The organism is Bradyrhizobium sp. LLZ17, assembly GCF_041200145.1.
In the GTDB taxonomy this organism is placed as follows: domain Bacteria; phylum Pseudomonadota; class Alphaproteobacteria; order Rhizobiales; family Xanthobacteraceae; genus Bradyrhizobium.
Genome location: NZ_CP165734.1, coordinates 3,780,837 through 3,805,495, shown reverse-complemented (window position 1 = coordinate 3,805,495; position 24,659 = coordinate 3,780,837). Strand labels below are relative to the sequence as shown.

Sequence of the window (24,659 nt, the reverse complement as noted above, 5' to 3'; positions counted from 1 at the left end):
CGACCTGCTTCGGTGGTATCCGATCGTTACGGTTGCATGGGTCGTTCTCTCCATCAACTGCGGGAGTTGATAGTTGACACAGATAGGCGCCGACGCTTGATGCCGATCGGAAGCGCGATGTTTCAAGGTCCGTGGCATGCGCTGGTTGAATTAGGAGGACGGATCGAGCTTTAGCATTGATGCTAGCAGCCGCTCCGGCTTTGAATCCTCAAGTAGGCTTCAACGCGCGATGCCAACGGGCCGTATGTTGGTCCATGCGAAGCCCTAATGATGGACGGAAGCGTTCCGCGGTTACATAAATTAGACTACGAGGGGCACGGATCGGTGGTGGACGCCCGAAATGTCCCGGCTCAGCAAAATCCCCTTGGAATTCCGATAGGTGAGTTCGGCATTGCCTTCGTGCATCTCAAAATTCGATTTTCAGTTCTAGCCGGTTCGCTGCGCCAAGAGGTGAGGCTGCCCACAATCTACGAATTGCCTGGTTGTGAGCCCTCGAGGCTGGCGCCTTGACCAGATCCAACGTCCGGCGAAGGGAGCTCGCGCAGCACCCTGATATCGTAGCCCTCTCGAACCGCGAGAGTCCTTGGTTTCCCATCCCTTCGTTGGTCCACACTGTTGAACTCGCGCCCAGCATCGGGTTTGATCAGCGCCGGCGCCACCACCTCCAGTCCAGGATGATCGGCGAGGATGACCTTCCGACCAATAAGCCGCTCGCGAGCGCGCTTCAAATCGCGCTATGACGAGCGGGCGGACCGACTGTTACCCGTCTACCAAACGGTACAAAGAGGCGACGCGCTAGCGAGCGTCGCTAGCTACGTTCTCTTGTATTCGGACCCGCGAAACGTCGAAAATTGGCGAGAAATGAAACGACCCCAGTGCTTAAAGCGGCTGGGGTCGTTCCGAGGTAAGCGCCAGACTTGGGCGGGGGGCTGAGGCCAGACGCCTACGACATGAAATCAAACACGCAGATTTTCCGCACTGCTTTTACCACGCCTCGGGTCGACTTTAAGCTCGTAAGAGACTGCCTGCCCCTCCCGCAGGTCAGAGAGGCCAGCGCGCTCCAGGGCGCTTATGTGTACAAAAACATCTTGGCCGCTCCCATCCGGCTGAATGAAGCCGAAACCCTTCGTCGCGTTAAACCATTTCACAAGACCCCTCGCCACTCCCGTTTCCCATTTGAGCAATACTGTAGAGTAGTTCTGGTCGGACCATTCGGGCGGCACCGATTCGCGCATTGACGCACAATCTCCGCTGCTTCGGCGTCAGCGTAGTTCGCTTGGGGAGTTCGAGTATGGCGAGCCTGGGCGATCATGCTTTCATGCCAGAGACCAGGCACAGCCGACGGGTTTGACCCAGGTCGCATCGTTCTGATCTTCCATCCTGTTGCGTCACTTGAGTGACGAAGGTCACGTGGGTGGGTTCTCCTAGCAGGGAGGCCGCGAATTTCATCGGCCCAAATGGCTCATCGGCCACTATTTTGCGGACAAGCAGCGGCCTCGCAACTACCAAAAGGGGTAGCTGCACGAGCGTACCGCACCAAATTAGCATGCTCCCATGACTGTTCGGAGAACATGGAAGATGAACTGGAAGAAGGAACTGGAGGCGCTGGTTCAACAATCCGCGGCACTCGTAGAACGCGCACGGAGCGTTGCGCCTATTCCAAAGCTGATAGCACCCATCGCGCCAATCGCAAAAGCTTCCCCACCCGATTCTCCCCGGCGGTTGAGCTGGGACACCTCCGAGCGAGAGCACATCAGCAAACGAGTTGCGAATTTCAGAGCGCATCAAGAGCGCGTGCGCCGCGAGCGCGACGAATATTTTTCCCGCACGATGCAACGGACACGGGATCTCGCGAGAGGCCACGGCTCCGACGAACAGATGTAGGCGGTCGGACAGCTCGCGCAACTTTGTTAACAATCCGCCAAATCGCGCCAGAAGAGTCGACTGCGGCCGACCACCGGCTGGGAACGGCGAGTAGCCGTGAGAGTCGTACGAGTCTCCAAGAGACGCCCGTCACAGCCCATCTGAGGATTGCCGCGCGCTGAGGATTGCCGCGTGGTGTCCTCACGCCATAGATTGCCCTCGTACTGGATCCGCTGGGGCGCAACCACGCGATCGTTGTAGTGGCGCCGCCGACGCCCACACGAATCTGGCGCATGGATTTTGCACCGCCGAGGAAGGCGTGGGTGTTGACCCTGCCCCTCGGGCTTAATCCAGTGTGAAGTTCGTTCTGGCCGAAGACGAGGACCAGAGCATGCAGCACGTTCGAGATCGGAAGGCCCGATCTGCTGGCTCGGCGCGTGAGGCAGAGACACGAGATGTGCGCATCGGGGAAGAATTGAGATGAGACGCGCTTCACTGGAGATCGCGATAGGCATTTTGCTGCATCGGACCGTTGTTGTCGCGCAGTGTGAAAGCACGGAGTCGACATCGTCCGCGATGATCGAGACGCTGGGAGCGAAATGACGAATGATGATCGTCGTGCACGGCATGACTTGGCTCACGATGTGTCGCATCGGAACGTTGATGTTCGAGGGCTGGAGCGTCTGAAGCTGTGTCGAAAGCGCTCAATGATGCGCATGAGGCCACCACAATCGGGACAGGCAGGACGGCCCAGGTTTGAGCTTCCGAATCCACAGGCGGCGGCTAGCTGTCGTTTGGGGCTGTCTCATGATCGAGAAGTTCGCGGCAAAGGGCGAGCTTGGCAGCGCGATGGCGGTTGGCCATGAAGCCGAAGTGGCGGATGCGATGGAAACCGTCGGGCAGCGTATGAAGCAGGAAGCGGCGAATGACCTCGTCGGGCTTGAGCTTCATGATCTTTGTCGCGCCGTCCTGGCGGTAATCCTTCCATGTGAAGGCAACATGATCGTTGTCGAGTGCGACGAGCCGGCTGTTGGCGATCGCGACGCGATGGGTGTAGCGGCCGAGATAGGCCAGCACCTGTGCGGGTCCGCCGAAGAGCCGCTTGGCGTAAGCAACCCAGTTGACGCGCTGCATGGCTTTGGATGCGACCAGCGAAAGCGTCGAGGGGACAATACCGATTCCAGCAGGAATTATAGGCGATCCGCGTCATGCCGCAGTCATTGCGGGCCTCGACGTGGCTGCCGAGCGCCTCGGTTCGGTACCCAACAATGGCGCTCATCACCCGCCGCTCCACGCGACCGAGATGACCGGCATGTCACGACGATAGGGGTCGCCATGCCGGCGCAAGATATCGGCAATCTCGATGGCGGGTCGGTGCGGGCGGACGTCGGGGCGGGTCATAAGCCGGATCCCGGAGCCGTTGTCATGCCGATGGCGTCACATCCAGCGACAGGCGGTCGAGCGGGGTCTGCGTCGCCCGGATCGTATGGGTGGCGACCTGCGTGTAGCGCGCCGTCGACGACGGATTATTGTGCCCGAGCGGAACCTGGATGATCCGGATGTCGATTCCGTTCTCCAGAAGATGTGTCGCGAAGCTGTGGCGCAGCGTGTGCAGCGTGACGCGCTTGGTCAGGCCCGCAGCCTTGACCGCCGAGCGGCAGGCGGCATGCGACACGGTCGGATCAATCGGGTGACCTTCGTCACGCCCAGGGAACAGATAAAGCCGCGGCCGGGCGAGCCGCCAGTAGGTGCGCAGGATGCCGAGCAGTTGGGACGACAGCATCACGTTGCGATCCTTCGCGCCTTTGCCGTGGCGCACCTGGATGACACCGCGGGTGCTATCGACGTGTTCGATCCGCAGTCCCGCGACCTCGGCCTTGGGCCCGGCCGCATAGGCGGTGGTGAGCGCGCGCGGCTCTTCAGGCTCGACACCGCCTCGAGGAACTGCACCACTTCGTCGGCGCTGAGAACGACCGGCAGCTTGCGGGGCTCTCGCGCATAGGGCATGCGCTCCGGGATGAGCGCCTCGCCGAGCGTGACGCCGTAGAAAAACCGTAGCGCACAGACGATGATCTGGTTCAGCGCCGGCCATGAGATGTCGGTCGAGACCAGATGCACCTGGAAGGCCCGGACGTCTTCCAGCTCTAACCGCTCAGGCGATCGGCCGAAATAGCGGCTGAACTTCGAAACCGCGCTGATGTAGGATCGCTGCGTCGCCGGCGACAGATTGCGGACTGTCATGTCCTCGATCATGCGACGGCGAAGAGGGCTCAAATCGGCCGTCTCAATACTCCTGTCTGAGGGGGGCTCCAACACCCACATCCTCAGCCAGGAGGCGATCTACGCCACCTCGCCACGCATGCCGCGACAGCGGCTTCGTTCAATCCCAAATCGATTCGGTCTAACCCCATCCGGCTTTAGGCCGCACAATCCGCGAAACGTCCTAACCGCGCTTGCATCGATGTCGGCGCGCCGCAGCTTGGCCGTCAGGCCATGACGGCTCCAGAACACGCGCACCAGCACACATCACACGAACAGCGTAATAGCCTCGAAGAAGCCTCCCTCCTGATGCCCGTGTAGGGATGGGTGGCGTCGAGATCGAGGATGATCTGCAGGCCTCAACAATGCGAGAAATGCGCGCTACGCTCAGGAGAGGCCATTGCGGCACCCGCTGAGCTGTGCGTTATAAACAGAACGCTGCCATTGTAGCTCAGCGCTCACTTGCAGGCAGCAAACCAATCAGCGCTTTAGCCTCGGACTTCAGCACTTCAACGGCAGATTTCCGAGCATCTGCATCAAAGCGAGTGCGAATGGCGGAGACTGAGAGCGCGCCCCGCAATTTGCCATAGACATCGATTACGGGCACCGCTGCGGCCGCAACCTCAGGATCACGCTCGCCGATCGAGACGTAGAAGCCACGATCTCTGATCTTCTTTCCATCAGCTAATGCAAAATCGCGGTAAGCGGTAAGAACGCGGCCCGCAGCGCCGCGATCAATCGGCAATCGTTGTCCTTCTTCGAGGTGATGCCGGACGGAACGCGGAGAATTAACGCGATAAAGGCAAATGCGCTCGTCGCCCTCCGCGATGTAGAAGGATGCGGTCTCTCCGGTTGCTTCGACCAGACGATGGAGCGAGGGTCTGATCAGGTCACCGAGGTCCAGCCCACGCTGATAGAGCGCCCCAAGGCGCCATAGCTCCGGTCCGGGTCGAAATAGCCGGTCGGTCCCCCGCACCAGGAATCCGTCCGCTTCCAGGGATGCGGCAAGGCGAAGGACCGTGCTCTTGTAGAAGTCGGTCGCCTCGGCAATCTCGGTCAGCGTCATGGCTGCGCGCTCAGCGCCGAAGGCCTTGAGGATCGCCAGGGCGCGCCCGACCGCATCAACCCCTGTCTTTGCCATTGATACAGCCCTCGTGTTCTGTTCTGCAGAACAGATATCCAGAATGGATAGAGAGTCCAGTAGTCGATGCTCATCTGCGTTCTATGTTGCAGAATGCAATTGACCCGGATATAGCGCCAGTTACCTGTTTTGAGCCTTAGAACAGGTTCTGCGGAGCGAAACAATGGAAGGGCAGCCGGCACTTGCCGTCGACCTGCGCGACGTGATGATTCGCTTCGGCGACTTCACCGCCGTGAAAAGCATGAACCTCCAGGTCGGCGAAACCGAATTCGTTGCAGTGGTCGGGCCGACCGGCTGCGGAAAATCGACCATTCTCAATAGTGTCACCGGACTGTTGAAGCCGGCCGCCGGCGAGGTTCGCATTTTCGGCAAATCGCTCAGAGGCCTGAACGGTCAGTCCGGCTACATGCTGCAACAGGAAGGGCTGCTGCCCTGGAAAACAGCCCAGGACAATGTCGGCCTCGGGCTGGTGTTTCAGGGAAGCTCGATCGCGAAAGCGCGCGAGCAGGCGCGGCCCTGGCTCGCCAAGGTCGGGCTGAAAGGCTTCGAGGAGCGCTATCCGCATCAATTGTCCGGCGGCCAGCGCAAGCGCGTCGCCATGGCCCAGACCCTGATCATGGAGCCGAAGATTGTCCTGATGGATGAGCCTTTCTCCGCGCTGGACGTTCACACACGCCGCCTCATGCATCGCATCCTGCTCGACCTATGGCAGGCGGACCGGCGCTCCCTCGTCTTCATCACCCACGATCTCGATGAGGCGATCACGCTGGCGGACCGCGTCGTCGTGATGTCCGCCGGTCCCGCGAGCCGCATGGTTGGTGATGTCAGGATCACGCTGCCTCGCCCGCGCGATGTCTCGGCACTGCAAACGACCGATGAATTCGTCGCGCTCTATCGTGAAATTTGGTCGCTGCTCGGCGCCGAAGTGGAGAAAAGCTATGCCGCGCACGGGTAAGGTCGCTCTCACGCAGTTCGCCATCGTGCTTGGGCTGATCCTGATCTGGGAATTGGGCGTGCGGGCCGGCTTGATCGACCCGTTCTTCTTTCCGGCCCCGTCGACACTCATCGCAAGGATCGGAGAGTGGATGTCAACGGCCGACTTCTGGACCGATGTCAGCATAACACTGCTGGAGACGGTCCTGTCTTTCCTGGCTGGTATCGGGATCGGCACGGCGCTTGGTATCTGGTTGGGCTTAAGCCCGTTTGCGGCCGAGGTCCTTCAGCCCTTCATCAAGATGTTCAATGCGATCCCGCGCATCTTGCTGGGGCCCATTTTTGTCATCTGGTTCGGATTGGGCCTCACCTCCAAGGTCGCGCTGGGCGTGACGCTGGTTCTCTTTGTCGCATTCTTCAACACATTTCAGGGCGTTCGCGAGGTCAATCCGGTCGTGCTCGCGAATGCCCGCCTGCTGCGTGCATCGAAATCCTCCCTGCTGCGCCACGTCTACCTGCCGTCCGCCACCACGTGGATCCTGTCGAGCCTGCGGGTGTCTGTCGGCATGGCCGTGATGGGCGCGGTGGTCGCCGAATATCTCGGTTCGTCCGCAGGATTGGGGCACCTGATTGCGCAGGCCGAGGGTGTCCTCGATGCCACCGGCGTGTTCGCAGGAATCATCGTCCTCTCCGCCTTCGTCGTCGCCCTCGATGCCATCGTCGATCGCGTGGAAAAGCGGCTCCTGGTCTGGCGGCCGGCACCTGCCCACGAAGTTTGATCGTAGCGCTGCCATTCTCAAAGAGGTTCACATGCACGCTTTTCCACGACTGATGGTGGTCATCGCGATAGCCGCATTCCCGCTCATTTCAGCGCATGCCGCCGAGCCCGAAAAGACAAAATTGAAGATCGCGGTGGGATCACAGATCCTCAACTATATGCCTCTCGAGCTTGGCGTGAAGCTCGGTTCGTTTAAGGACCAGGACCTTGAGGTGACCGTCGAAAACTTCCAGGCCGGTGGTTCGAAGGCCTTGCAGGCGCTGATCGGCGGTTCGGTGGACGGGACGGTCGGCTTTTACGATCACACCATTCAGATGCAGGCGCAGGGCAAGCAAATTTCCTGCGTGTTCCTGCTCAATGACATTCCCGGCGTGTTGCTCGGTATCCGCAGCGACCTCGTTGACAAGGTCAAGTCTGGTGCCGACCTGAAGGGCCTCAAGCTCGGTATCACGGCGCCGGGGTCATCGACCGACACCATGGCGCGCTACTACATCAAGAAATCTGGGTTGGGCCCACGCGATGTGAACATCATCGCGGTTGGCAGCGGTGCACCCGGTATGGTGGCGCTCAAGGCCAAGAATATCGACGCACTCGTCTATTTCGATCCGATTGCGACCCTTCTCGCGCGCAAAAAGAGCGCGACGCCGCTCTTCGACGCGCGCACGCTCGAAGGCTCAAAGCAGGCCTTTGGCGGAATCTATCCGACCGCCTGTCTATACCTTCAGCAGAGTTTCATCGATAAGAATCCGGAAACGGTCCAGCGCCTCGTCAACGCCTTGCTCAAAACGCACCGCTGGATCAACACCGTGTCGACGGAACAGCTCGTTGACGCGATGCCTGCTGGCTACAAGACCGACAATCGCGAGGTGAACATCGAAATCATGAACGCGTCGAAAGCGCTGTTCTCGTCAACCGGTCAGATGGACACCGAGGCGGCCAAGATGCCGTTGGCCATCCTTAGCGACTTTGATCCGAAGATCGGTGCCGCAAACATCGACCTGGCCAAGACCTTCACCAACCGTTTCGCGGAACGCGCCGCGCAGCAGCTGAAATAGCTGCCCGGACCAGGATCTCGTGATCGGATCATCAAAGAAGGCTCTTTCGAAATGTCTCTGCCGTTAACCGGTATCCGCGTCCTCGACCTCTCAAACGTGCTGGCTGGTCCGTTCTGCGGCTATCATCTCGCGCGCCTTGGCGCGGAGGTGATCAAAGTCGAAAACCCGAACGGTGGCGACCTGGCGCGGCGCCTCGGCGCGGATCCGAAAAGAGCGGAGCGCCTGCAGGGACTTTCCTTTGTCGCCGTGAACGCCGGCAAGCAGTCGGTTGCGCTGGACCTAAAATCGGAAGCGGGCCGCGAGGTGTTCTTGCGACTGGTCAAGGAAGCCCACGTGGTGCTCGAAAACTTCCGGCCGAAGGTCATGGAACGCCTTGGCCTCGGCTTTGATGTGCTTGTCAGGCTGAACCCGCGTCTGGTCTACTGCGCGATCTCCGGGTTTGGGCAGAGCGGACCGTGGTCCGGCCGTCCGGCCTATGACCAGATCGTCCAGGGTCTCTCCGGAGCCATGAGCGTCACCGGCGATATAGCCTCGGCTCCCCTGCGCACGGGCTTTCCGATCTCGGACACGATCGCGGGACTGACTGCTGCGTTTGCCATCGCCGCGGCTCTGGTCGACCGGCGGCATAGGCACCGGTTCATCGACGTGTCCCTGCTCGAAGCCACCGTCGCCGCGATGGGATGGGTCGTCTCCAACCACCTGAACGCCGGGGTCGAGCCGCAGCCCATCGGCAACGAGAACTTTACCGCGGCTCCCTCCGGCACGTTCCGCACCGCAACGGGCCCGCTGAACATTTCGGCCAACGAGCAGAAGCAGTACCAAGCTCTATGCGACCTGATCGAGCGACCGGACCTGAAGGCGGATCCACGCTTTGCTGGACGCGAGATGCGCAAGGTCAACCGCGCTGCGCTGAACGCGGAGTTGAACAAGGCATTGATTTGCAAGCCCGCTGAGGAATGGGAGACTCAAATGAATCTGGCTGGTGTCCCTGCCGGCCGTGTGCTGACGGTCTCGCAAGTGTTGCAGCAGCCACAGGTCCTTGAGCGCGGATTCGTCGAGACTTTGGCACCAGAACAAGACGGTGCGCCGCCGTTACGAATCACGCGGCCGGGCTTCCGGCTAGATGAGGAGTTTTCGGTGCCTTCACCACCTGCGACACTCGGAGCAGACACTGAGAGATGGCTGCAGCGGCTCGGCTATTCGTATGCGGAGGTCGAGCAACTGGTCTCAAGCCGGGCCGTCGGGACGCCAAAGCAAGGAGAGGCTGACTTCCTGCCCGTCCGCGTAGCCACGGACGGACCGATATCATAACATCCGACGGCTTGCGGCGGTTGGCAATAGGCAGGTTCAAAAGATGGAACCGGAAATGAGCGAAGAAGAACTGCGACAGCAAGCGGCCAGTTGGTGGCGAACCTCCATTTGCGATATCGCGCCAGGTCGCATCGCCTATCGCGGTTATCCAATTCAAGATTTGATAGGCCGCGTTTCCTTTCCCGCCATGATCTGGCTGATGTTACGTGGCAATCTGCCGACGCCAGCACAGGAGCAGCTGCTGCAAGCTGCGCTGGTTGGATCCGTTGACCACGGTCCGCACGCGCCCTCCATTGCAATTGCCCAAATGGCGGTGAGCTGCGGCCTGCCCCTGAACGGCGCAATGGCCTCGGCAATCAACACGCTCGATGACGTGCATGGCGGAGCAGGGGAGCAGGCTGTCGAACTCTACGAAGATGTGCTGCGACGGCGCCAAGGGCGAGAGATCGAGCAGGCCGCGGGCGCTGCAATCGACCATTTCACCGCAACCCGCAGCAAATATCTGCCGGGCTTCGGCCACCGGTTTCATCCAGTCGACCCGCGCGCGGCCCCGCTATTGGCGCTGGTGGATGCCGCAGCCGAGGAGGGCAGTGTCGGCGGCGATTATGCCAAGGCCGCTCGCGCGATCGAGCGGGTGATGCAACAGCGCAAGCGCAAGCTCATTCCGATGAACATTGATGGCGCGACCGCGGTCATTTACGGCGAACTGGGCTTCGCCTCTCCGCTCGCGCGGGGGTCTTCTGCTTGTCGCGCGCGGTCGGAATCCTGGCTCACGCCTGGGAGCAAACTGGGCGCAACGATCGCAACAAGGGCCCAATGCCCAAGCAGTTCGGCTACAAATACGAGGGCCGGCCGTGTCGCAGACTGGAAGGCCCATCATGAGTATCTCCGCCCAAGCTGATTGAGACCAGCGTGTTTTGGTCGATGCCGGCGGAGTTTCGTCGCCGGGTGTTTCTTCGGAATGGGCAGACGCGAACCGTGGGGATAGCCAGTAGATTGTTTCATTGAGGGACCGTCGTTCGACCAGCCCGAGAATCTCTGTGTCGTCGACGTGACGCGCGACAATAGCATCTGGCGCGTACCGCTGATGCGTGACGGCGGCGTCGGGAAAGTCGGACGATTCAGCTGGTTCTTCGAGACGAGCGGTCCTGACGGACTGACGGTCGATCAAAATGGGAGGCTCTTTGTCGCGCATGATTCCGTCGGCCACGTCTTCGTATTGGGCGCCAAACGGCGAAGCGGTCCGCTCGCATCCAGTCCTGCGCAGGGGGAAGCTGCACGAATGTCGTATTGGACGCGGCACTTGGCGCATTGCTCATTACGGAACGCTACCGGATCAGTGTTGATGGCTGATCTCGCTCACCTTCCTCGAAATTCGCCAGCAGGAGTGGCAAGGTGGTGCGGAATCCTTTCACGCGCCGGTCCGCCGCACCAAGATACAGGAATGAGTGGTAGACGAGTGGCCTGGCCACTTGCCCAAAGAATGTAACTGGTGACGAATGGGTGGCGTTTGTGTGCGGTGATCTCAAACCAGAGTCAGTAAATCGCACTGCATGGGAGGCGCAAAAGAACGATTCGTAAGGCTGGGTCGGGCTTCGCCTGCAACGGGCCGCCGCCGACCTGTCGCCATTTGCTCGGGCGGGCCGCGGTATCGCTTCCCACAATGAAGAATGATTGGTCGCTGATATTTTCGAACGTTCTCGCCAAGAAGGCCGAAGAGGTAACCGCTCGCACTGGGAGTCAGCACCGCATAGCGTCAAGGTTCTCGATCATGCTCGGCGGCGACGCACGCGTGAAGCGTTCGTTTTCAGAAGCAACAAGCCCCAGGATTTACTGCTTGAAGGACTTTACCGATAGCACGCTAAACCAGGAGACGCTTTAAGTCTGTGGCGCAGAGGTCGTACTACTGTCAAAGCCTCTTGCGCGCGCGCAATCCTCCAACCCGATATCCCCTCTCCTCGTAGCAGCGGCGTACCCGTTCTAGGGCCGGATAGCCATCCGGAGGCAAGGCAACCTCAATCATCTGCCAGCCGCGGCGCTTCGCCTCCGAATCTACCGCCTCGAGCAGATGCCGACCGCAGTCAGAGCTCCGGAAGTCACGAGAAATCCATAGCTCCTGAAGCACGCGTACGCTCCGGCTGCTCTCACCGCCTGTACGGCCGAGATGCTAGCTACCCCTACAATCTTGTCCGGTGCCTTGTTCCTCGACGACAAAATGAAACCCCGTTCGGGATCCTGAATCAGGCGCAACGCCGCCTGCTTCGCGCCTTGAAGGCTGAACTCCGGTCCGGGGCCACCTAATTCTGAAAGTAGCTCTTCGACCGCTTCTGCGACCGCGTTCTCATCTCCTGGCACGCTCTTGCGCAAAGCCGTGCCCCCGCGAGACGGGCCTTGCGCTTCAGCGCCAACACGAACACCCGACCTAGCCCTCTGGAGGAAATTCATGCTCAGTAGGAGACAGAAAACGCAATTGAGAGCAACTATCAGGCTCGGTAGGAAGCAGGACGTCCACACTCGCTATAGGCAACAGAGCTGAGGTAATTGCAAGCCATTGCCGTTCTCAGAACGACTGCGGCTTGAGCAGCTGCGAACTCATGATGGACTGCCTTCGATTGGAAAACATATCACCAAACGGCACACGCCGGTCATGCCGATCAAACGTTCTAAGAGTGATTGCCGATCGTCGCTCACGAACTACTCGATTGAATAAATCGTGCACCACGATGATCGCAGCGCCATAGGGCGTCAGCTCGGTGCGTCCGAACGAGAGATTCCCACCTCGCGTGCGTACTCGTACGAGGTTGCGAGAAGCGCGACAGGTATCACACCCGTGCGCCCGATAAAATCGTCTGAGCAAGATCGCGAAAGATTTTGCACACTAATGCACTATCTTAAGCTTATCTCGAACAATCGAAAGATATCGGGAAGCACAGCTTGTTTAGACCTTCGCTCCTCGTTTAAGGCACCGTCACGGAACGGGAGTGGTTGCGATGGAACATGGACAGGCCGAACTGGTCGGAGGGAAACCTGTAATCTTCGGGCAACGTAAGGTGCGGCCGCGGGCGTGCCTGGCCGTCGGCAAGCGGCATCTGCGCGCCTTTCTACGGGATGTGCTGGAGAATATGGGGTTTGTTATTAGCGAATGCAGGACTGCTGACGAGCTGCCGCTCGTACTCAGCACGGAGTTCCCTGATCTGATCCTGCTCGGCATTGGCTCGGACCGCATCGAGCCTGGACGATTGCTCGAGATACTGGTACGCGAAGAATTTGCAGGCCGAGTGCTGGCGTTCGGAGCCCGAGAGTCGATCATCATGGCGGCAGTGCAGCAGGTCGGTAGTGAATATGGGCTTGCTATGCTGCCGCCGCTCAGGACGCCGTTTGCAGCCGAGACGTTGCGCGATCGGATTGCCATGCTCTTGCCAAAAGAGCCGGCGCCCCGTCCCGCGGTTCATGTCGGAGAAGCCTTACATGCTGGCTGGCTTGAGCTCTGGTATGAGCCGAAGTTTGACGCGTGTACCCTTAGCCGTCGCGGCGCAGAGGCGCATGTGCGAATGCGGCACCCGACCTGGGGCGTTGTTCCACCGGCCTATTTCATCCCGGAGCCTCAGGATCCGCATTTTAGGGAGTTGTCGCAGTTCGTGATCGACCGCGCGATCAAGGATTGGCATTATCTTCTGGAGCAGCAAACTTCGATCGATCTCTCCATCAATCTCCCGGCAGCATTCCTGATTGACCCGCAGGCGGTACGCGATCTCTGTCGGCGCATGCCGTCGCACCCCGCTTTCGGCGGTTTGACGATTGAAATCGAGAGCGTGGAAGCTATCCAGAACCTAGATCTCCTGGTCCAGGTTGCGCGTGAGGTTCGCTTTCACAACATTGGCCTTGCAATCGACAATGTCGGTGCCAATTGGCCACAGCTGATGGGCCTAGAAAAATTCCCGTTCATGAAATTGAAAGTGGATCGTCAGTTCGTCGGCGGCTGCGCGAATGGGCCCCTCAAGCGAACGGTGTGCCGCCATATCGTCGATGTAGCCAAAGAGTACAATGTGCGCACCGTCGCCGAAGGTGTGGAGAGCCAGGCCGACCTAATCGCTGTGACCGAACTCGGCTTCGACCTTGCGCAGGGCCATCTGTTCGGAAAAGCCATGCCACTGAAGCAATTTGCACAGTCATCTTTCAACCATGCTCCAGCTTGCGTCACGAGTGGCTGAGCGCGGCCAAGCGAAGCCTAGCAGCGCTCACGAGCACCGCCGTGCCTACTCGGCACCAGGCATGAGGCTGAGTGCAATTCAATCAGTCACTTGGCAAGGCCAGTGTCGCTCGCCCCGTCGCAACTTCACTTGCCTCCGAAGCTTGTTGTACCACAAACCCGTTTTTGCAAGCCTCCAGCGAGTCAATCCGCGGAGCTAGCGTTGCAGCCATGAGCGAGGCTTGCGAAAACCTCCGTCGGTGGTGTGTGACCGGAGGTTTGCCGAGATCCGACGTAGACCTGCGTCCGCTCGCGGCTTTTTGTCGCGCGGCCGGTTTCGGAAGCGTCGAGCCTCGCTTGTCCCCCGCGCTGACGTCCCAAACAAACCGACGGACGCTCGCAGCGGTCAAGCCGCGACTGACTCTCAAGAGGGCCCGAGGGCTCTAGCCTGGAATTGAAGCGGCCTGTTGCTGTCGCAGATGCAACATGGTCTTAGGCCCCGGACAGTCGAATTGGGCAAATTGCCCAACCTTGAGCGCGTCTGCGTTTGGCACGGCATTTGAAAGGGATCGCCCATGGCATCGCTCGCCTAAGGAGTCGGAAGGCATGGCTTACAAGATCGTCGCTTCGCAATGCACCGTTTGTGGCGCATGTGAGTTCGAGTGTCCCAACGCGGCGATCAGCCTGAAGCGCGACATTTACGTTATAGACGCCAAAAAATGTACGGAGTGCGAGGGCCATTGCGACACGCCGCAATGCGCGGTGGTCTGTCCGGTCCCTGACACCTGTGTCCCGTCCAAGACAGCATAAGCAGCCCGCGTCCAGAAGGCCTCATCGCTCGATTTCGCGAACGAAGTCGTAGATGTCGACCTTGAGGCGACCACCGGCCGCATGGGGCGCATCGAGGTCGATTAACATCGTTACGAGCTTAAGACGCTGATCGACTCCGAGGAGGCCCTCGAAGGGCCTCTGTCGGACGAAGATCCTCCAGTGGCGGCGTTGAGGCTGATGGTCGCTAGTGACGAGCCGAGGCGAGGCAGATCGGCGTCGAGCGGCCACGAGCGCATCGAAGCCGGCGCCAAAGTCGCTCAGCACGTGAATACCTGGCGTACCGAGAAGATCATCTTAACCAACCTCACGGAGACGGACGACCTCGTGCCTCGTCGCGGGCCGGCCGAACACCAAGGAGTCGACTTGATCATGCGATCCTGGAGCAATCCGGCTTCCCAGTTTCTAGGGAGCCTCATGGGCTATGACCAAATGGATGCGGGCCAAGGCTGATCGCATCTTCCTGACTCGCAGGTTGGAAAAGCTGCTGACGGAAAAGGCCAGCCTCGTCGCGATCATACAGATAGCGAAAACGGCCCGGGTTCGTTCCGGTCGCGGAGTTCATCCGTTTTACGCGAGCAGGGTGTTGAAAGCGAACGCATTTCACAAGCGGAGCCTCCACAGATCCGCGCCTGTTCACCAGGCCGCGCGCAGACCCTCGCACCCTGCTAGTACGCTCGCAATCGCTTGGGCAATATCGCCGCGAGAATCGGTAGGTTGACGCATCGATCCTCGTGCGCATAATTCCAGCCGTCGCGGTCTTTGGATCCGTTTGATCCGGAGCTAAGAGGGAAGCCGGTGCAAAACCGGCGCTGCCCCCGCAACTGTAAGCGGCGAGCCGCTGTCCAACGAAGTCACTGAAGCCATGCGGCTTCGGGAAGGCCGGACAGCACCGACGACCCGTGAGCCAGGAGACCTGCCTCGACAAGATATCGTCCACGGGCGGGGTGTCCCGGTGTGCGCCAAGCAGTTGTCGCTCACGCGATGTTCGCTGTATGCGTCCGCCATGGCCTTTGCCCCAATCATGGGGTCTAAGCTATGTCTATCCTTTCGCTTCCCGTTGCCACCCTGGGAACGTCACGCATCGGCCCACGACGCGAACTCAAATTCGCGCTCGAGAGCTACTGGGCGGGAAAGTCCAGCGAAGCCGAGCTCCTCGAGGCGGGGAGTGGACTTCGTGCCGCTAATTGGGCTCGGCAGAAATCCCGCGGTGCGACCGTCATTCCTTCGAATGACTTCTCGCTCTACGACCATGTGCTCGATACCAGCCTAATGGTCGGCGCCATTCCCGACGTTTACGGCTGGACCGAAGGTCCTGTGTCGCTCAAAACCTACTTCACCATGGCGCGTGGCGCTCAGGACGGTGGTCACGCTCAGCATGGGCCCGGCGTAGCCGCACAGGAGATGACGAAGTGGTTCGATACCAACTACCACTACATGGTGCCGGAATTTCACCAGGATCAGATCTTTAAGTATGTCTCTCGGAAGCCGATCGAGGAATATGAGGAGGCAAGAAGCCTCGGCTATCAGACGCGGCCCGTCCTAGTTGGCCCAGTCACTTTCCTGAAGCTTGGCAAGAGCGTAAATCCCGCATTCAATCCGCTGTCGCTGCTTGATCGGCTCCTCCCCGTCTATGTCGATGTTCTCCGCGAACTAGCCTCGCGCGGTGCTGAATGGGTTCAGCTCGACGAACCATGCCTAGTGATGGACCTCGACGAAGCATCTCGGGCGGCTATCCGCCGGGCCTATGCTCACTTCGTTAACGCCGTGCCGGCTCTAAAGATCATGCTGGCCACATATTTTGGGGCCGTCGACGACAATCTTGAGACGGTCTTGGCTTTGCCCGTTGCCGGGCTCCATGTCGACTTGGTTCGGGCACCCGGCCAGTTGGACGCGATTGTCGCCAGAGCCCGTGGAGATCTCGTGGTCTCGCTAGGCGTCGTTGATGGCCGCAACGTGTGGCGCTCAAATCTGCCGGCGCTGCACGACCAGCTTGCTCCTATGGTCAAAAAGCTGGGCAGGGACCGTGTTCAGATTGCTCCCTCCTGCTCGCTACTTCATGTTCCGACTGACGTTGAGCTAGAGACCGATCTCGATCCCAATCTGAAGACGTGGCTGGCGTTCTCAGTGCAGAAGATCAAGGAGCTTTCGATATTGGGCAAAGCGCTGGCCGGCCATGCTGCCGACGTGGCCGATGAACTCGCGCTCTCAGAGGATGCATCCGTCACCCGCGAAACGTCGCCCAAGATCCACAGTGCGAACGTCGCCCGACGAATGGCCGCCATCGGCGATAACATGCGTCGCCGTCGCAGTGCGTTCAACCAGCGTGCGGACGTCCAACGCGTCGCGTTCGCATTGCCGAGGTTTCCAACGACAACCATCGGATCCTTTCCGCAAACGGCCGACGTCCGCAATGCGCGTGCGGCTCATGCCCGGGGAGCGCTGAATGACACGCAGTACGAGCAGCGTCTCAAAGCAGAGACAGCCCGTACCGTGCAGTGGCAGGAACATATCGGCCTGGACGTGCTCGTACACGGTGAGTTCGAGCGCAATGACATGGTTCAATACTTCGGCGAGCAGCTGTTGGGTTTCGCATTTACCAAGCACGGCTGGGTTCAGTCTTATGGCTCGAGGTGCGTTCGTCCTCCTATCCTGTTTGGAGATGTCTCCCGCCCGAAGCCCATGACCATCAAATGGTGGCGCTACGCGCAGTCCCTGACCAAAAAACCCGTCAAGGCTATGCTGACCGGACCGGTGACGATCCTGAATTGGTCGTTCGTCCGTGACGACATCCCGCGGAGCGAGACATGCCGACAGATCGCTCTCGCGATCCGAGATGAGGTCATCGACCTTGAGGCGGCTGGAGCGACCATGATCCAGATCGACGAGGCCGCGTTGCGGGAGGGGTTGCCGCTACGCAAATCGCGGTGGAAGGACTATCTCGATTGGGCAGTGGACAGTTTCCGCATTTGCTCCTCCGCTGTCGCTGATCGAACTCAGATCCATACCCACATGTGCTATTCCGAGTTCAACGAAATCATCGATGCGATCGCAGCAATGGATGCCGACGTCATTTCAATCGAGGCCTCGCGTTCTAGAATGGAATTGCTCGACGCTTTCAAGAGCTACAAATATCCTAATGAGATCGGGCCGGGCGTCTATGACATTCATTCGCCGCGCATTCCCGCAGCAGCGGAGATCAAGCAGCTGATCGTGTTGGCGCGGCAGCGCGTTTCCGATCGGCAGCTTTGGATCAATCCCGACTGCGGACTGAAAACTCGAAGGTGGGAGGAGGTGCGTCCCGCGCTCGTCAATATGGTGGCCGCCGCACGCGAGTTGCGGGCTGAGACATGATCGTACGGAGCGTGTCGCCAACGTATTTGTGAATAAGATGAACGCGGTTTGGGAGGTCGGGACATCTTGCGAGCCTCCCAAACCTTCCAGCGCTTGCGAATGCCGGTCTGCCTCGGTGGAGGCGATCGCATACAGCCGGTGACAAGCTCGAATCCGGAGGACGCCAGCATGCCGGCCACACCGATCAGATGACATATTCCACCTCACGAACGCTGGAGGCGAACCACGGCCCTATCTTTTCATTTATCCATCGCGTGGATGTGTCCCATCACAACAATCGATTTTACCGCCCTTACAGAATTTTATACGTAATTGGCGCCTTGGCCCGATCTTCGAGAAGAGTTGTTGGTGTCGGGGCGCTGCCAAACGCTGCCGCGTGACGGCAAACTGACCCTTGAGTTTCAGGACACGGCAGCCAAACCGCCTGCGCGATGGATCCCAGCTCCATCAAGGCTCCCCTTGCTAACCGGACAGCTGGCAAGTGGTGGCAAGTGTTGAACTTTCCGGCAGGAGCGGAAGGCTGGCGGCTCGCTAAGTTGCGCGGAGCGATATCCGCTTCTTGTTGTTTGACGGCGAGTGCCCTCGCCGTAAATCGATCGCCGGTAGTCCTCCCTACCGACGAAAGCTGGTGCGATGCGGAACGGAGCGTCGCTCCTGCGTGACTTCTGCCCGGCCTCCCGTGGAGGCCGGGCATTTTTGATAGTGCTGGTGATGAGTGACAGCACAAGATCGTTCATTTAGACGTCATTGCGGGATGCCGGTTTCTTGCGTATCATCTGTTGCTGTTCGGCAGGGAATGAGGCCTGTGCTGCTAAGGCTATCTGTCTATTGAAGGCTTTGGTGTCGTGTTGCTACGCGTTGGTAGCACCGGATATTCGATCTTAGGCAGCCGACCGGTCAGCGAATTCAGAAATGCGACAATGTCGCTTTCCTCCCTATCGCTAAGCTTGGCGCCGAGCTGGACTTCACTCATCAGGGCAACAGCTTGCTTGAGGCTCCAAACTTGTCCCGAATGAAAGTAAGGGGCTCGCAACGCGACGTTCCGCAATGGCGCCGCGCGGAAGACATATTCGTCGCCGACCGCCTTAGTGACAGCGAACCGCCCCTTATCGGCGTCCGGAAGCACGCTTGCGTTCGGCTTTTGCGTCACGCCGAACGGGAAGTAGGCCTGTCCACCGAGGTTGATTCCGTTGTGGCAAGAGGAACATCCCTTCTCCATAAACAGTGCCAACCCGGACTTCTGCTGATCATCGAGAGCATGTGCATTGCCCTCGAGATACTGATCGAATGGAGCCGCAGGTGTAATGAGAGTCGCTTCAAAAGCCTCGATCGCCTTCGCAAAGTTTTCAAAGGTGACCGGTCTCGCTTCGGTCGGAAAAGCGTTCTTGAACAAGACGACATAGCTGGGCATTGAGTTCAAGATACCGAGCACATGATCCGGAGTCGCATTCATTTCCGCACTCGCCTGCACAGGGCCGGTGGCTTGCGCCTTGAGGTCCGCGGCACGTCCGTCCCAGAATTGGGCCGCATTGAACACTGCGTTGTAGACGGTTGGGGCCCGACGTAGGCCGACCTTCCAGCCGTGGCCAACGGAAGTCGGACCGACATCAACTCCGCCGGTCCCGAGATTGTGGCACGTATTGCAGCTAATGATCCCGCTCGCCGATAGCCGCGGATCGAAGAACAGCATCTTGCCGAGCTCGATCTTTCCATGCGTCACTGGATTGTCTTTTACCGCAGGAATGACCGAGGGAATCGGATGGAAGATCTGCTTGGCGTTTCTCATCAGATCATCGTCCGCGTTAGCTCCTGACGACATCAGCAGCCCAACAGCTAAAATAGATGCTTCAGCCACGAGTCGAAGCTCCGGGATCGACATGTTCATACACCGCCTCATTAGTTCTGATTGTTAAACAAGGAAACAGTCGAAAGCGATGCCACGCGGTCCTCGACGGTCCGGCGCAGCATGCACCGGATCCTCTGAAGCGAGGCTGCATCAAAATGTGCGATTTCGAGGTGCTCGCCGCCAGCGTTCACGCACGGGCTTGAGGGGCTTATGTGATTCGCGAGTTCGCTTCGAGCTTAGAGCGCGGCCTTTCTGCTGGTGGATCAGACTAGCGCCTCAACGTTCGGCGTGATGGGCGATCTGACAACAACAGCCGTGCCGCAAGCAGTAAGCTGTCCGGTGGCCGCATCGGTGCTCCATCGAGCGATTGGTTGGCCAATACGCTCCCGCAAAGTTGATGTATCCGTCTTATACCGCTGGGCGCGCTCAGCGCTCACGGTGTCATTGGACAATTAGCAACTGCGATGCCAGTTGCGCCGGAGGCGCAAGTTGCTGATTTAGTTGTAAAACGAGTCCGGACGAACAAACAAAGTCGCATGTGTTGGTTTGATCACTACATTCAGTGTCACAGATGCCACAAGCGCCAGGCCCGGCTAGAGATGACCGCAGATACTTTTGTGGTGAGGTTCGCTTGCCAGCTTGCCGGCCGTACGCGGGAATGGCGGTAACAAGACCTACGCAGCTGGGCGAGACACTGACCCGAGGCGCCCGGCGGTGCGCGTTGTTCACGATTTCGCCGAGCCCTGCCGACTGAAGCCTCTCCGACTCATATGCGGGGCGCTCTGGCGCGCCGCCGCCGCGAAGCCCCGGCTCGTTTGCAAGGACGAGCCTCCGAACCGAACATGGCTTGTTCAATTCCACCTGAGGTTCGGTGGCATGGCAATTGCCATGCTCAAGTCTGAAAGGCGCGGCTGCCCAGAGTCTGACGGTGCGACCGTCCTAGCCAATTCGACAGGTGACCGGCCTGACCCCTGATCCGGCGGGTGTTGGCTGAATTACCTAGTCGGCCCACTCACGGGCTGCTGCTAGCTTTTGAAATCCTGCGCGCTGAGGGCAAAATAAGCTGAACTTCTGCACGAGCAGCCGCTACTTCGTGCTCTTGCGTTGAAAGACGCCGATACAAGAGGACACGCTGGGAGGAGATCGTGACATCATGTCCGCAGATGGCCCAAGTCCTGAGATCCGAGGAAGGAGCGATTGAGCACTTGTCCATGGCTGGTTCAAGTTGGGATACGGTATCCGTCATGGCTTCGATTGACGATCGCTTGAATGAGATCAGATCCGTACGGAACGACATTTGGCGTTGTCGCAGAAGGCTTCAAAGCGAGCTAGATGATCTCCAGCGTAAGATGCTCGAGGAGCGTCTGCTTGAGCGGCAGTCTGCCTTTGAACGGCTCGTCTCGGCCACGTTTCCTTTTACATTGAGATTGTGAAGCAAAATTTCGGGACCGTGCCGCGGGAGCATTCCGCGTTAAATAGCGTCCGCTCACAGAGCGCCTGCGCCTGAGTCAGGAATGTAGCGCTCCGGCGCCGCGGGCCGTCGCGCCCCTCATGGCCGCCGCCGACCTGAAAAGCTCGGCCCATAGCCTTGGTTCACCGACGTGCTGCCCGCTGCGCACCAATAATGAAGTCGTTCCGGCCCCCATCAAAGGGCGCTGCCGGGGGATACCGCTCGCCTCGTTTCTGCGAACACCGCAGTCACCTGAGTAACGTTGATCCGGCAGAGCGATCGAAGGAGCTTGAATCGCCCGTAACGTCAGATTGTACAGAGCAGGCGAACGATATTTCAGATCAGGTGCAGTCGAATGATAAGACCCGCTCTCGCTTTTCTACTATGTTCCGCTCTCGAGTGGATCGGGCTAAGCATGGGGGCGGTTGCGGAAACAAGGCGGTACTCGTGCACGATCACTGCCGCCGATCGAGAGCCGGCCGGAGTTCGGAATGAGCGGGTCATTCTCACCGTTCAATATGGCTGCCGGATTGCAGGTGGTCTCTTGACCGACGCGGGGATCACAGCAGTGTCGGTCAGCGAGTGGGCTGCTGACAAAAGGACATACTTGGCGTCCATAGAATTTCACCACGCGCTGGAGGGAGTTGCAATTGGGCAACTCTCCGAGGCGACCGACTTCTCTAGCATGGAAGGCGAGCAAGGCATTGGGGTCGCAACTTCCGGCACGACAGTTTTCAAGTTCGCATCTGGTTCATTGGCCGACCTTTCAGGGAAGACCCTTAAATTCACGACAAAACCCACTGGCCTACGTAGCTTCGAGTTGGAATTCACAGATTGGCCAGAATCTCTTCTATCCAAGTGACGTGTCTTACGCTGAATTCCGCAGGTGCGCGCACACGAATTACTGTCCATATTCTTAGGCACACACATATGTGCTCCCGGGGCTATATATGCCGTCCTCCAAGACGAGCACACCCGCAAAAGTTTAGGCAAAACTCCAAAGGCACTCGAGCGCGGTAGAGCGTTCAAATTGACGTTCTCCCGGTCCGATCGGCAGCTCTTTTGGCCGGCGATCCGCATTCAAGGACGAACTGGCCTCGCATGGCGGCGCCTGCGCGACACCGAAGCTATCGACACGGAATAAACACAGCCCGATCACGAGCACGAAGAAGAAGTTGCCGGCCAACCGCCTCCCCGCCGACGAGTACCAACTCAAGGCAGCCCTCATTGTACAACTGAAGCGGTTGACGGCGGAGCGGGAGATCACTCAGACCGAAGCCGCGAAGCTCGTTGGCGTGAAGCAGCCCAACCTCTCCAAGCTGCTTCGAGGGCAGTTCAAGTTGGTTTCCGTGGAAAAGCTGCTGCGCATGCTGACGTCGTTCGATCAGGACGTCGAAACAAAGGTGAAGCCACATCGGAAGCGTGGCGAAGGGGGCCGGATCACGTTTATTCGGGCCTAAGAGCTGCCGAAACGGAGGGTTCATGACATCTAATCCGACGGCGGCAAAAGCGCTCATGAACTCACCCTGCAGTGCCCGATCTGCAATCGAGATTCGGCTGACTGAATCCTTCGCCCCCGCTGTTCTCGCCGAGACCCGCCAGCGTTTCCAGGATCAACTGGGCGAAGGACGCGAGATCGCCCGAGAGACCGAAGCGCTTCGGCAGGAGCGCGAGAAGCTCCAAAGGGAAGATTAACGGGTCGAACGCTAGGTCGTGAACCGACGCGGCGGCTTACTGCAGCAGCCAACTCGTCCCTACAGAAGCGAAAGGCGCGCGAGGCAGAGCGATCGATTCGGAGGAGATGATCTCCGCTTGCACCACGGGCATCTTCCATCCGGAGGGCAGATCTAATCCGACATCGTTAGAGCGGGATTCCGGCCGGAGTCTTCGCCGGCCCAAGTATCGAAGGCCATGACATGGCCTCCAATGCGGATTCCGAGGACCAATCGGCGCCCACACGGAGAATCAAGTTAGCTGAGCACGTCAAGCAAAAGACGACGTTAAGGATGGCGCCAGGCCGAACCTAGAAGCCGATGATGGTTGGCAGAAGGTACGCCGCAGCAAGTGGGATCATTCCAACCAGTCCACGGACATGCTGATCAAAGCGGAAAGCGCGACGACGGCAGCGATGAGTCCGATCCCGAAATGCCGGTGCTCGGTGATGTTCAAGGTGAGCGATTGGGCGATACTTTCTTCGTCCCTCCGTCGAGCTTCAATGCGGCAAGTAACCGATCTTTGGCTGCGTCGACTTTCAAAGTGGAGCCGTTCATATTCGTTAGCGCGGCATCGACGAACAGGGTCCGTCACGGAAGCCGAAGCTGATCATCCTGAAGAACGCCGGCGCCGACCCCTGGGCTTTCGGGATCGGTCACGCCCGATGGCCGGTTCTAACGTGAACTTCTCCTCCATCTCATTCAGGACGCGAATAGTCAGGAGCGTACTCAGACGCACACCAAAATGCCACAACTCTGATACGAGAACGAACGCCAGCAGCAAGAAATCCTGTAGGAGCGGTCTTATAGTTTCGGAAGGAAGCGCCGGGACCAGCTTGTGAACGTTCTCCGCAACAATTTCGTGCAGCCGCGGGAACACAGCTATTAGAATAATCAACAAAACAATAAGCGCGAGCGGGATCTGTCTTCGCCACTTCCAGTCACCGATGATTTGGGACGCCACCTTGTTCAGAATCATCTGGCCATAATAGTCATCCTCATCCTCAAACTTGTCCCGGCTTGCCTTAATGATTCCTGGCAACAACCAGTAGCGCAGATACAGCCATCCCAGCACATCGATCGTAGTAAAAGCAGCCAGGGCCAGCGCGAAATACACCTCGTTCGACCTCACGGACAGCAAAATGACTGAAATAACCGCGAGAAAGGCCACAGCAACAATTGATCCGGTCCGGACACGTCCTCCCTGTGGGTCGTCCGCATATATTCCACCCTGGATTTTCGTGTCGATGCTGGTCCCGTAAGCCCAGCACGAAATATAAACGCTCAGAATGGCAACCTGGATAATTTCAGGATTTGCATTCGACAGCGCCGTGATGGGTATGTCCTTGAGCGCAAGTCCCACGAACCCAAGCGCTATTACCGCCGTAACAGTGGTGATGCACCAATTTGCAAACGTTGCAATGCGTGAAATCCGCACCTGACCACTTCGGTCCGAGGTCTTGGCCCTTTTTACCATAAATTACCTGGGCAAGAAAAATACCGTTCAAGTGGACCATCGGCGCGCTGTTCTGCAAAAATGCTGGCGGAGCGCGTTAGCAAAACTGGTTTTAATGGCGATTAATATACCACGCAACGGAGGTAAGCGTAAGGAATTTCGATCCGGTCCTGGAACGAGAAAGGGTAAATCGACCAGTGGTCCGCATTCGACCTGCCTTATCTCGACTGGCGGCACTTGCGAAGCTGATGTTTTTGTCGAGATGCTGGAAGAAGCCGTGACCGGGCTTGCAAGTGAATGAATCGATGAAGCGATTCTAGAACGCGGATCCGCAAGCCCAGGGTGACGGTTTGCGGAGTTTAAGCTACCGCGCTGCTTGGGAATTGATCAGCTTACGTGCTCTCCACGGCGTCAGATGTTCCCCCCGGAAATGGAAGAGGCCTGCTGCTGGGCAACTGAGTTCTTGCGGAGACATCTGGAGCAG

Annotated in this window: 16 protein-coding genes, 4 pseudogenes and 1 riboswitch; of the genes and pseudogenes, 11 read left to right on the top strand and 9 right to left on the bottom strand. The window is 58.9% G+C overall.

Annotated features, from left to right (window positions below):
* Positions 1 to 956: 956 nt before the first annotated feature.
* Positions 957 to 1,163: a cold-shock protein gene (locus tag AB8Z38_RS18450; protein ID WP_369726530.1), complete on the bottom strand. Its 207-nt coding sequence runs from the start codon at positions 1,161 to 1,163 to the stop codon at positions 957 to 959.
* A 415-nt stretch (positions 1,164 to 1,578) separates the two neighbouring features.
* Here AB8Z38_RS18450 and AB8Z38_RS18445 point away from each other — a divergent pair, with 415 nt between their 5' ends.
* Positions 1,579 to 1,884, top strand: a complete 306-nt coding sequence (locus AB8Z38_RS18445) for a hypothetical protein (protein ID WP_085361588.1) — start codon at positions 1,579 to 1,581, stop codon at positions 1,882 to 1,884.
* A 792-nt stretch (positions 1,885 to 2,676) separates the two neighbouring features.
* Here the strand turns inward: AB8Z38_RS18445 and AB8Z38_RS18440 are convergent.
* The 5 genes and pseudogenes from AB8Z38_RS18440 to AB8Z38_RS18420 all read right to left on the bottom strand — a co-directional run.
* Positions 2,677 to 2,994, bottom strand: a pseudogene (locus AB8Z38_RS18440) (transposase); the annotation flags it as partial.
* Positions 2,995 to 3,088: 94 nt separating this feature from the next.
* Positions 3,089 to 3,142, bottom strand: a pseudogene (locus AB8Z38_RS18435) (hypothetical protein); the annotation flags it as partial.
* The gene (locus AB8Z38_RS18430; RefSeq protein ID WP_369726402.1) at positions 3,142 to 3,264 is read right to left on the bottom strand and encodes a hypothetical protein; all 123 of its coding nucleotides are present in this window, start codon (positions 3,262 to 3,264) and stop codon (positions 3,142 to 3,144) included. The pseudogene AB8Z38_RS18435 and the gene AB8Z38_RS18430, both read right to left, overlap by 1 nt.
* A gap of 22 nt (positions 3,265 to 3,286) precedes the next feature.
* Positions 3,287 to 4,116 (bottom strand): annotated as a pseudogene (locus AB8Z38_RS18425) (tyrosine-type recombinase/integrase).
* A gap of 457 nt (positions 4,117 to 4,573) precedes the next feature.
* Positions 4,574 to 5,263: an IclR family transcriptional regulator gene (locus tag AB8Z38_RS18420; protein WP_369726401.1), complete on the bottom strand. Its 690-nt coding sequence runs from the start codon at positions 5,261 to 5,263 to the stop codon at positions 4,574 to 4,576.
* A 163-nt stretch (positions 5,264 to 5,426) separates the two neighbouring features.
* On the opposite strand from AB8Z38_RS18420, the gene AB8Z38_RS18415 reads away from it, so the two are divergent.
* The 8 genes and pseudogenes from AB8Z38_RS18415 to metE all read left to right on the top strand — a co-directional run bounded on the left by AB8Z38_RS18415 (position 5,427) and on the right by metE (position 17,711).
* Positions 5,427 to 6,218: an ABC transporter ATP-binding protein gene (locus AB8Z38_RS18415; protein ID WP_369726400.1), complete on the top strand. Its 792-nt coding sequence runs from the start codon at positions 5,427 to 5,429 to the stop codon at positions 6,216 to 6,218.
* On the top strand, positions 6,202 to 6,975 hold the full coding sequence (locus AB8Z38_RS18410; RefSeq protein ID WP_369726399.1) for an ABC transporter permease: 774 nt from the start codon (positions 6,202 to 6,204) through the stop codon (positions 6,973 to 6,975). The genes AB8Z38_RS18415 and AB8Z38_RS18410 overlap by 17 nt, the downstream gene beginning before the upstream one ends.
* Positions 6,908 to 8,029 (top strand): ABC transporter substrate-binding protein, encoded by a 1,122-nt coding sequence (locus AB8Z38_RS18405; RefSeq protein WP_369726398.1) that lies wholly within the window; start codon positions 6,908 to 6,910, stop codon positions 8,027 to 8,029. Before AB8Z38_RS18410 ends, AB8Z38_RS18405 begins: the two co-directional genes overlap by 68 nt.
* 51 nt (positions 8,030 to 8,080) lie before the next feature.
* Positions 8,081 to 9,340, top strand: a complete 1,260-nt coding sequence (locus AB8Z38_RS18400; protein WP_369726397.1) for a CaiB/BaiF CoA transferase family protein — start codon at positions 8,081 to 8,083, stop codon at positions 9,338 to 9,340.
* Positions 9,341 to 9,395: 55 nt separating this feature from the next.
* Positions 9,396 to 10,222: pseudogene (locus tag AB8Z38_RS18395) on the top strand (citryl-CoA lyase).
* Positions 10,223 to 12,330: 2,108 nt separating this feature from the next.
* On the top strand, positions 12,331 to 13,551 hold the full coding sequence (locus AB8Z38_RS18390) for an EAL domain-containing protein (RefSeq protein ID WP_369726396.1): 1,221 nt from the start codon (positions 12,331 to 12,333) through the stop codon (positions 13,549 to 13,551).
* Positions 13,552 to 14,135: 584 nt separating this feature from the next.
* Complete coding sequence (locus tag AB8Z38_RS18385; protein WP_247804211.1) at positions 14,136 to 14,339, top strand: 4Fe-4S binding protein; 204 nt, start codon at positions 14,136 to 14,138, stop codon at positions 14,337 to 14,339.
* 757 nt (positions 14,340 to 15,096) lie between these two features.
* Positions 15,097 to 15,296: riboswitch (cobalamin riboswitch) on the top strand.
* 99 nt (positions 15,297 to 15,395) lie between these two features.
* The gene (metE, locus tag AB8Z38_RS18380) at positions 15,396 to 17,711 is read left to right on the top strand and encodes a 5-methyltetrahydropteroyltriglutamate--homocysteine S-methyltransferase (RefSeq protein ID WP_369726395.1); all 2,316 of its coding nucleotides are present in this window, start codon (positions 15,396 to 15,398) and stop codon (positions 17,709 to 17,711) included.
* An 817-nt stretch (positions 17,712 to 18,528) separates the two neighbouring features.
* Here the strand turns inward: metE and AB8Z38_RS18375 are convergent.
* On the bottom strand, positions 18,529 to 19,596 hold the full coding sequence (locus AB8Z38_RS18375; RefSeq protein WP_369726394.1) for a cytochrome-c peroxidase: 1,068 nt from the start codon (positions 19,594 to 19,596) through the stop codon (positions 18,529 to 18,531).
* A gap of 2,396 nt (positions 19,597 to 21,992) precedes the next feature.
* A complete protein-coding gene (locus tag AB8Z38_RS18370; RefSeq protein ID WP_369726392.1) occupies positions 21,993 to 22,193 on the bottom strand; it encodes a hypothetical protein in 201 nt (66 codons plus the stop codon).
* Here AB8Z38_RS18370 and AB8Z38_RS18365 point away from each other — a divergent pair.
* Positions 22,183 to 22,467 carry a helix-turn-helix domain-containing protein gene (locus AB8Z38_RS18365; RefSeq protein WP_369726391.1) on the top strand — a complete coding sequence of 95 codons (285 nt, stop codon included), beginning with the start codon at positions 22,183 to 22,185 and terminating at the stop codon, positions 22,465 to 22,467. The genes AB8Z38_RS18370 and AB8Z38_RS18365 overlap by 11 nt on opposite strands.
* An 862-nt stretch (positions 22,468 to 23,329) precedes the next feature.
* Here the strand turns inward: AB8Z38_RS18365 and AB8Z38_RS18360 are convergent.
* A complete protein-coding gene (locus AB8Z38_RS18360) occupies positions 23,330 to 24,157 on the bottom strand; it encodes a hypothetical protein (protein WP_369726390.1) in 828 nt (275 codons plus the stop codon).
* 22 nt (positions 24,158 to 24,179) lie between these two features.
* Here AB8Z38_RS18360 and AB8Z38_RS18355 point away from each other — a divergent pair, with 22 nt between their 5' ends.
* Complete coding sequence (locus AB8Z38_RS18355) at positions 24,180 to 24,476, top strand: hypothetical protein (RefSeq protein ID WP_369726389.1); 297 nt, start codon at positions 24,180 to 24,182, stop codon at positions 24,474 to 24,476.
* Positions 24,477 to 24,659 lie beyond the last annotated feature (183 nt).

Coding starts and splice junctions, on each gene's coding strand:
- AB8Z38_RS18445 (WP_085361588.1), top strand. CDS start 1,579: ATGAACTGGAAGAAGGAACTGGAGGCGCTGGTTCAACAATCCGCGGCA.
- AB8Z38_RS18430 (WP_369726402.1), bottom strand. CDS start 3,264: ATGACCCGCCCCGACGTCCGCCCGCACCGACCCGCCATCGAGATTGCC.
- AB8Z38_RS18420 (WP_369726401.1), bottom strand. CDS start 5,263: ATGGCAAAGACAGGGGTTGATGCGGTCGGGCGCGCCCTGGCGATCCTC.
- AB8Z38_RS18415 (WP_369726400.1), top strand. CDS start 5,427: ATGGAAGGGCAGCCGGCACTTGCCGTCGACCTGCGCGACGTGATGATT.
- AB8Z38_RS18410 (WP_369726399.1), top strand. CDS start 6,202: ATGCCGCGCACGGGTAAGGTCGCTCTCACGCAGTTCGCCATCGTGCTT.
- AB8Z38_RS18405 (WP_369726398.1), top strand. CDS start 6,908: ATGCCATCGTCGATCGCGTGGAAAAGCGGCTCCTGGTCTGGCGGCCGG.
- AB8Z38_RS18400 (WP_369726397.1), top strand. CDS start 8,081: ATGTCTCTGCCGTTAACCGGTATCCGCGTCCTCGACCTCTCAAACGTG.
- AB8Z38_RS18390 (WP_369726396.1), top strand. CDS start 12,331: ATGGAACATGGACAGGCCGAACTGGTCGGAGGGAAACCTGTAATCTTC.
- AB8Z38_RS18385 (WP_247804211.1), top strand. CDS start 14,136: ATGGCTTACAAGATCGTCGCTTCGCAATGCACCGTTTGTGGCGCATGT.
- metE (WP_369726395.1), top strand. CDS start 15,396: ATGTCTATCCTTTCGCTTCCCGTTGCCACCCTGGGAACGTCACGCATC.
- AB8Z38_RS18375 (WP_369726394.1), bottom strand. CDS start 19,596: ATGAACATGTCGATCCCGGAGCTTCGACTCGTGGCTGAAGCATCTATT.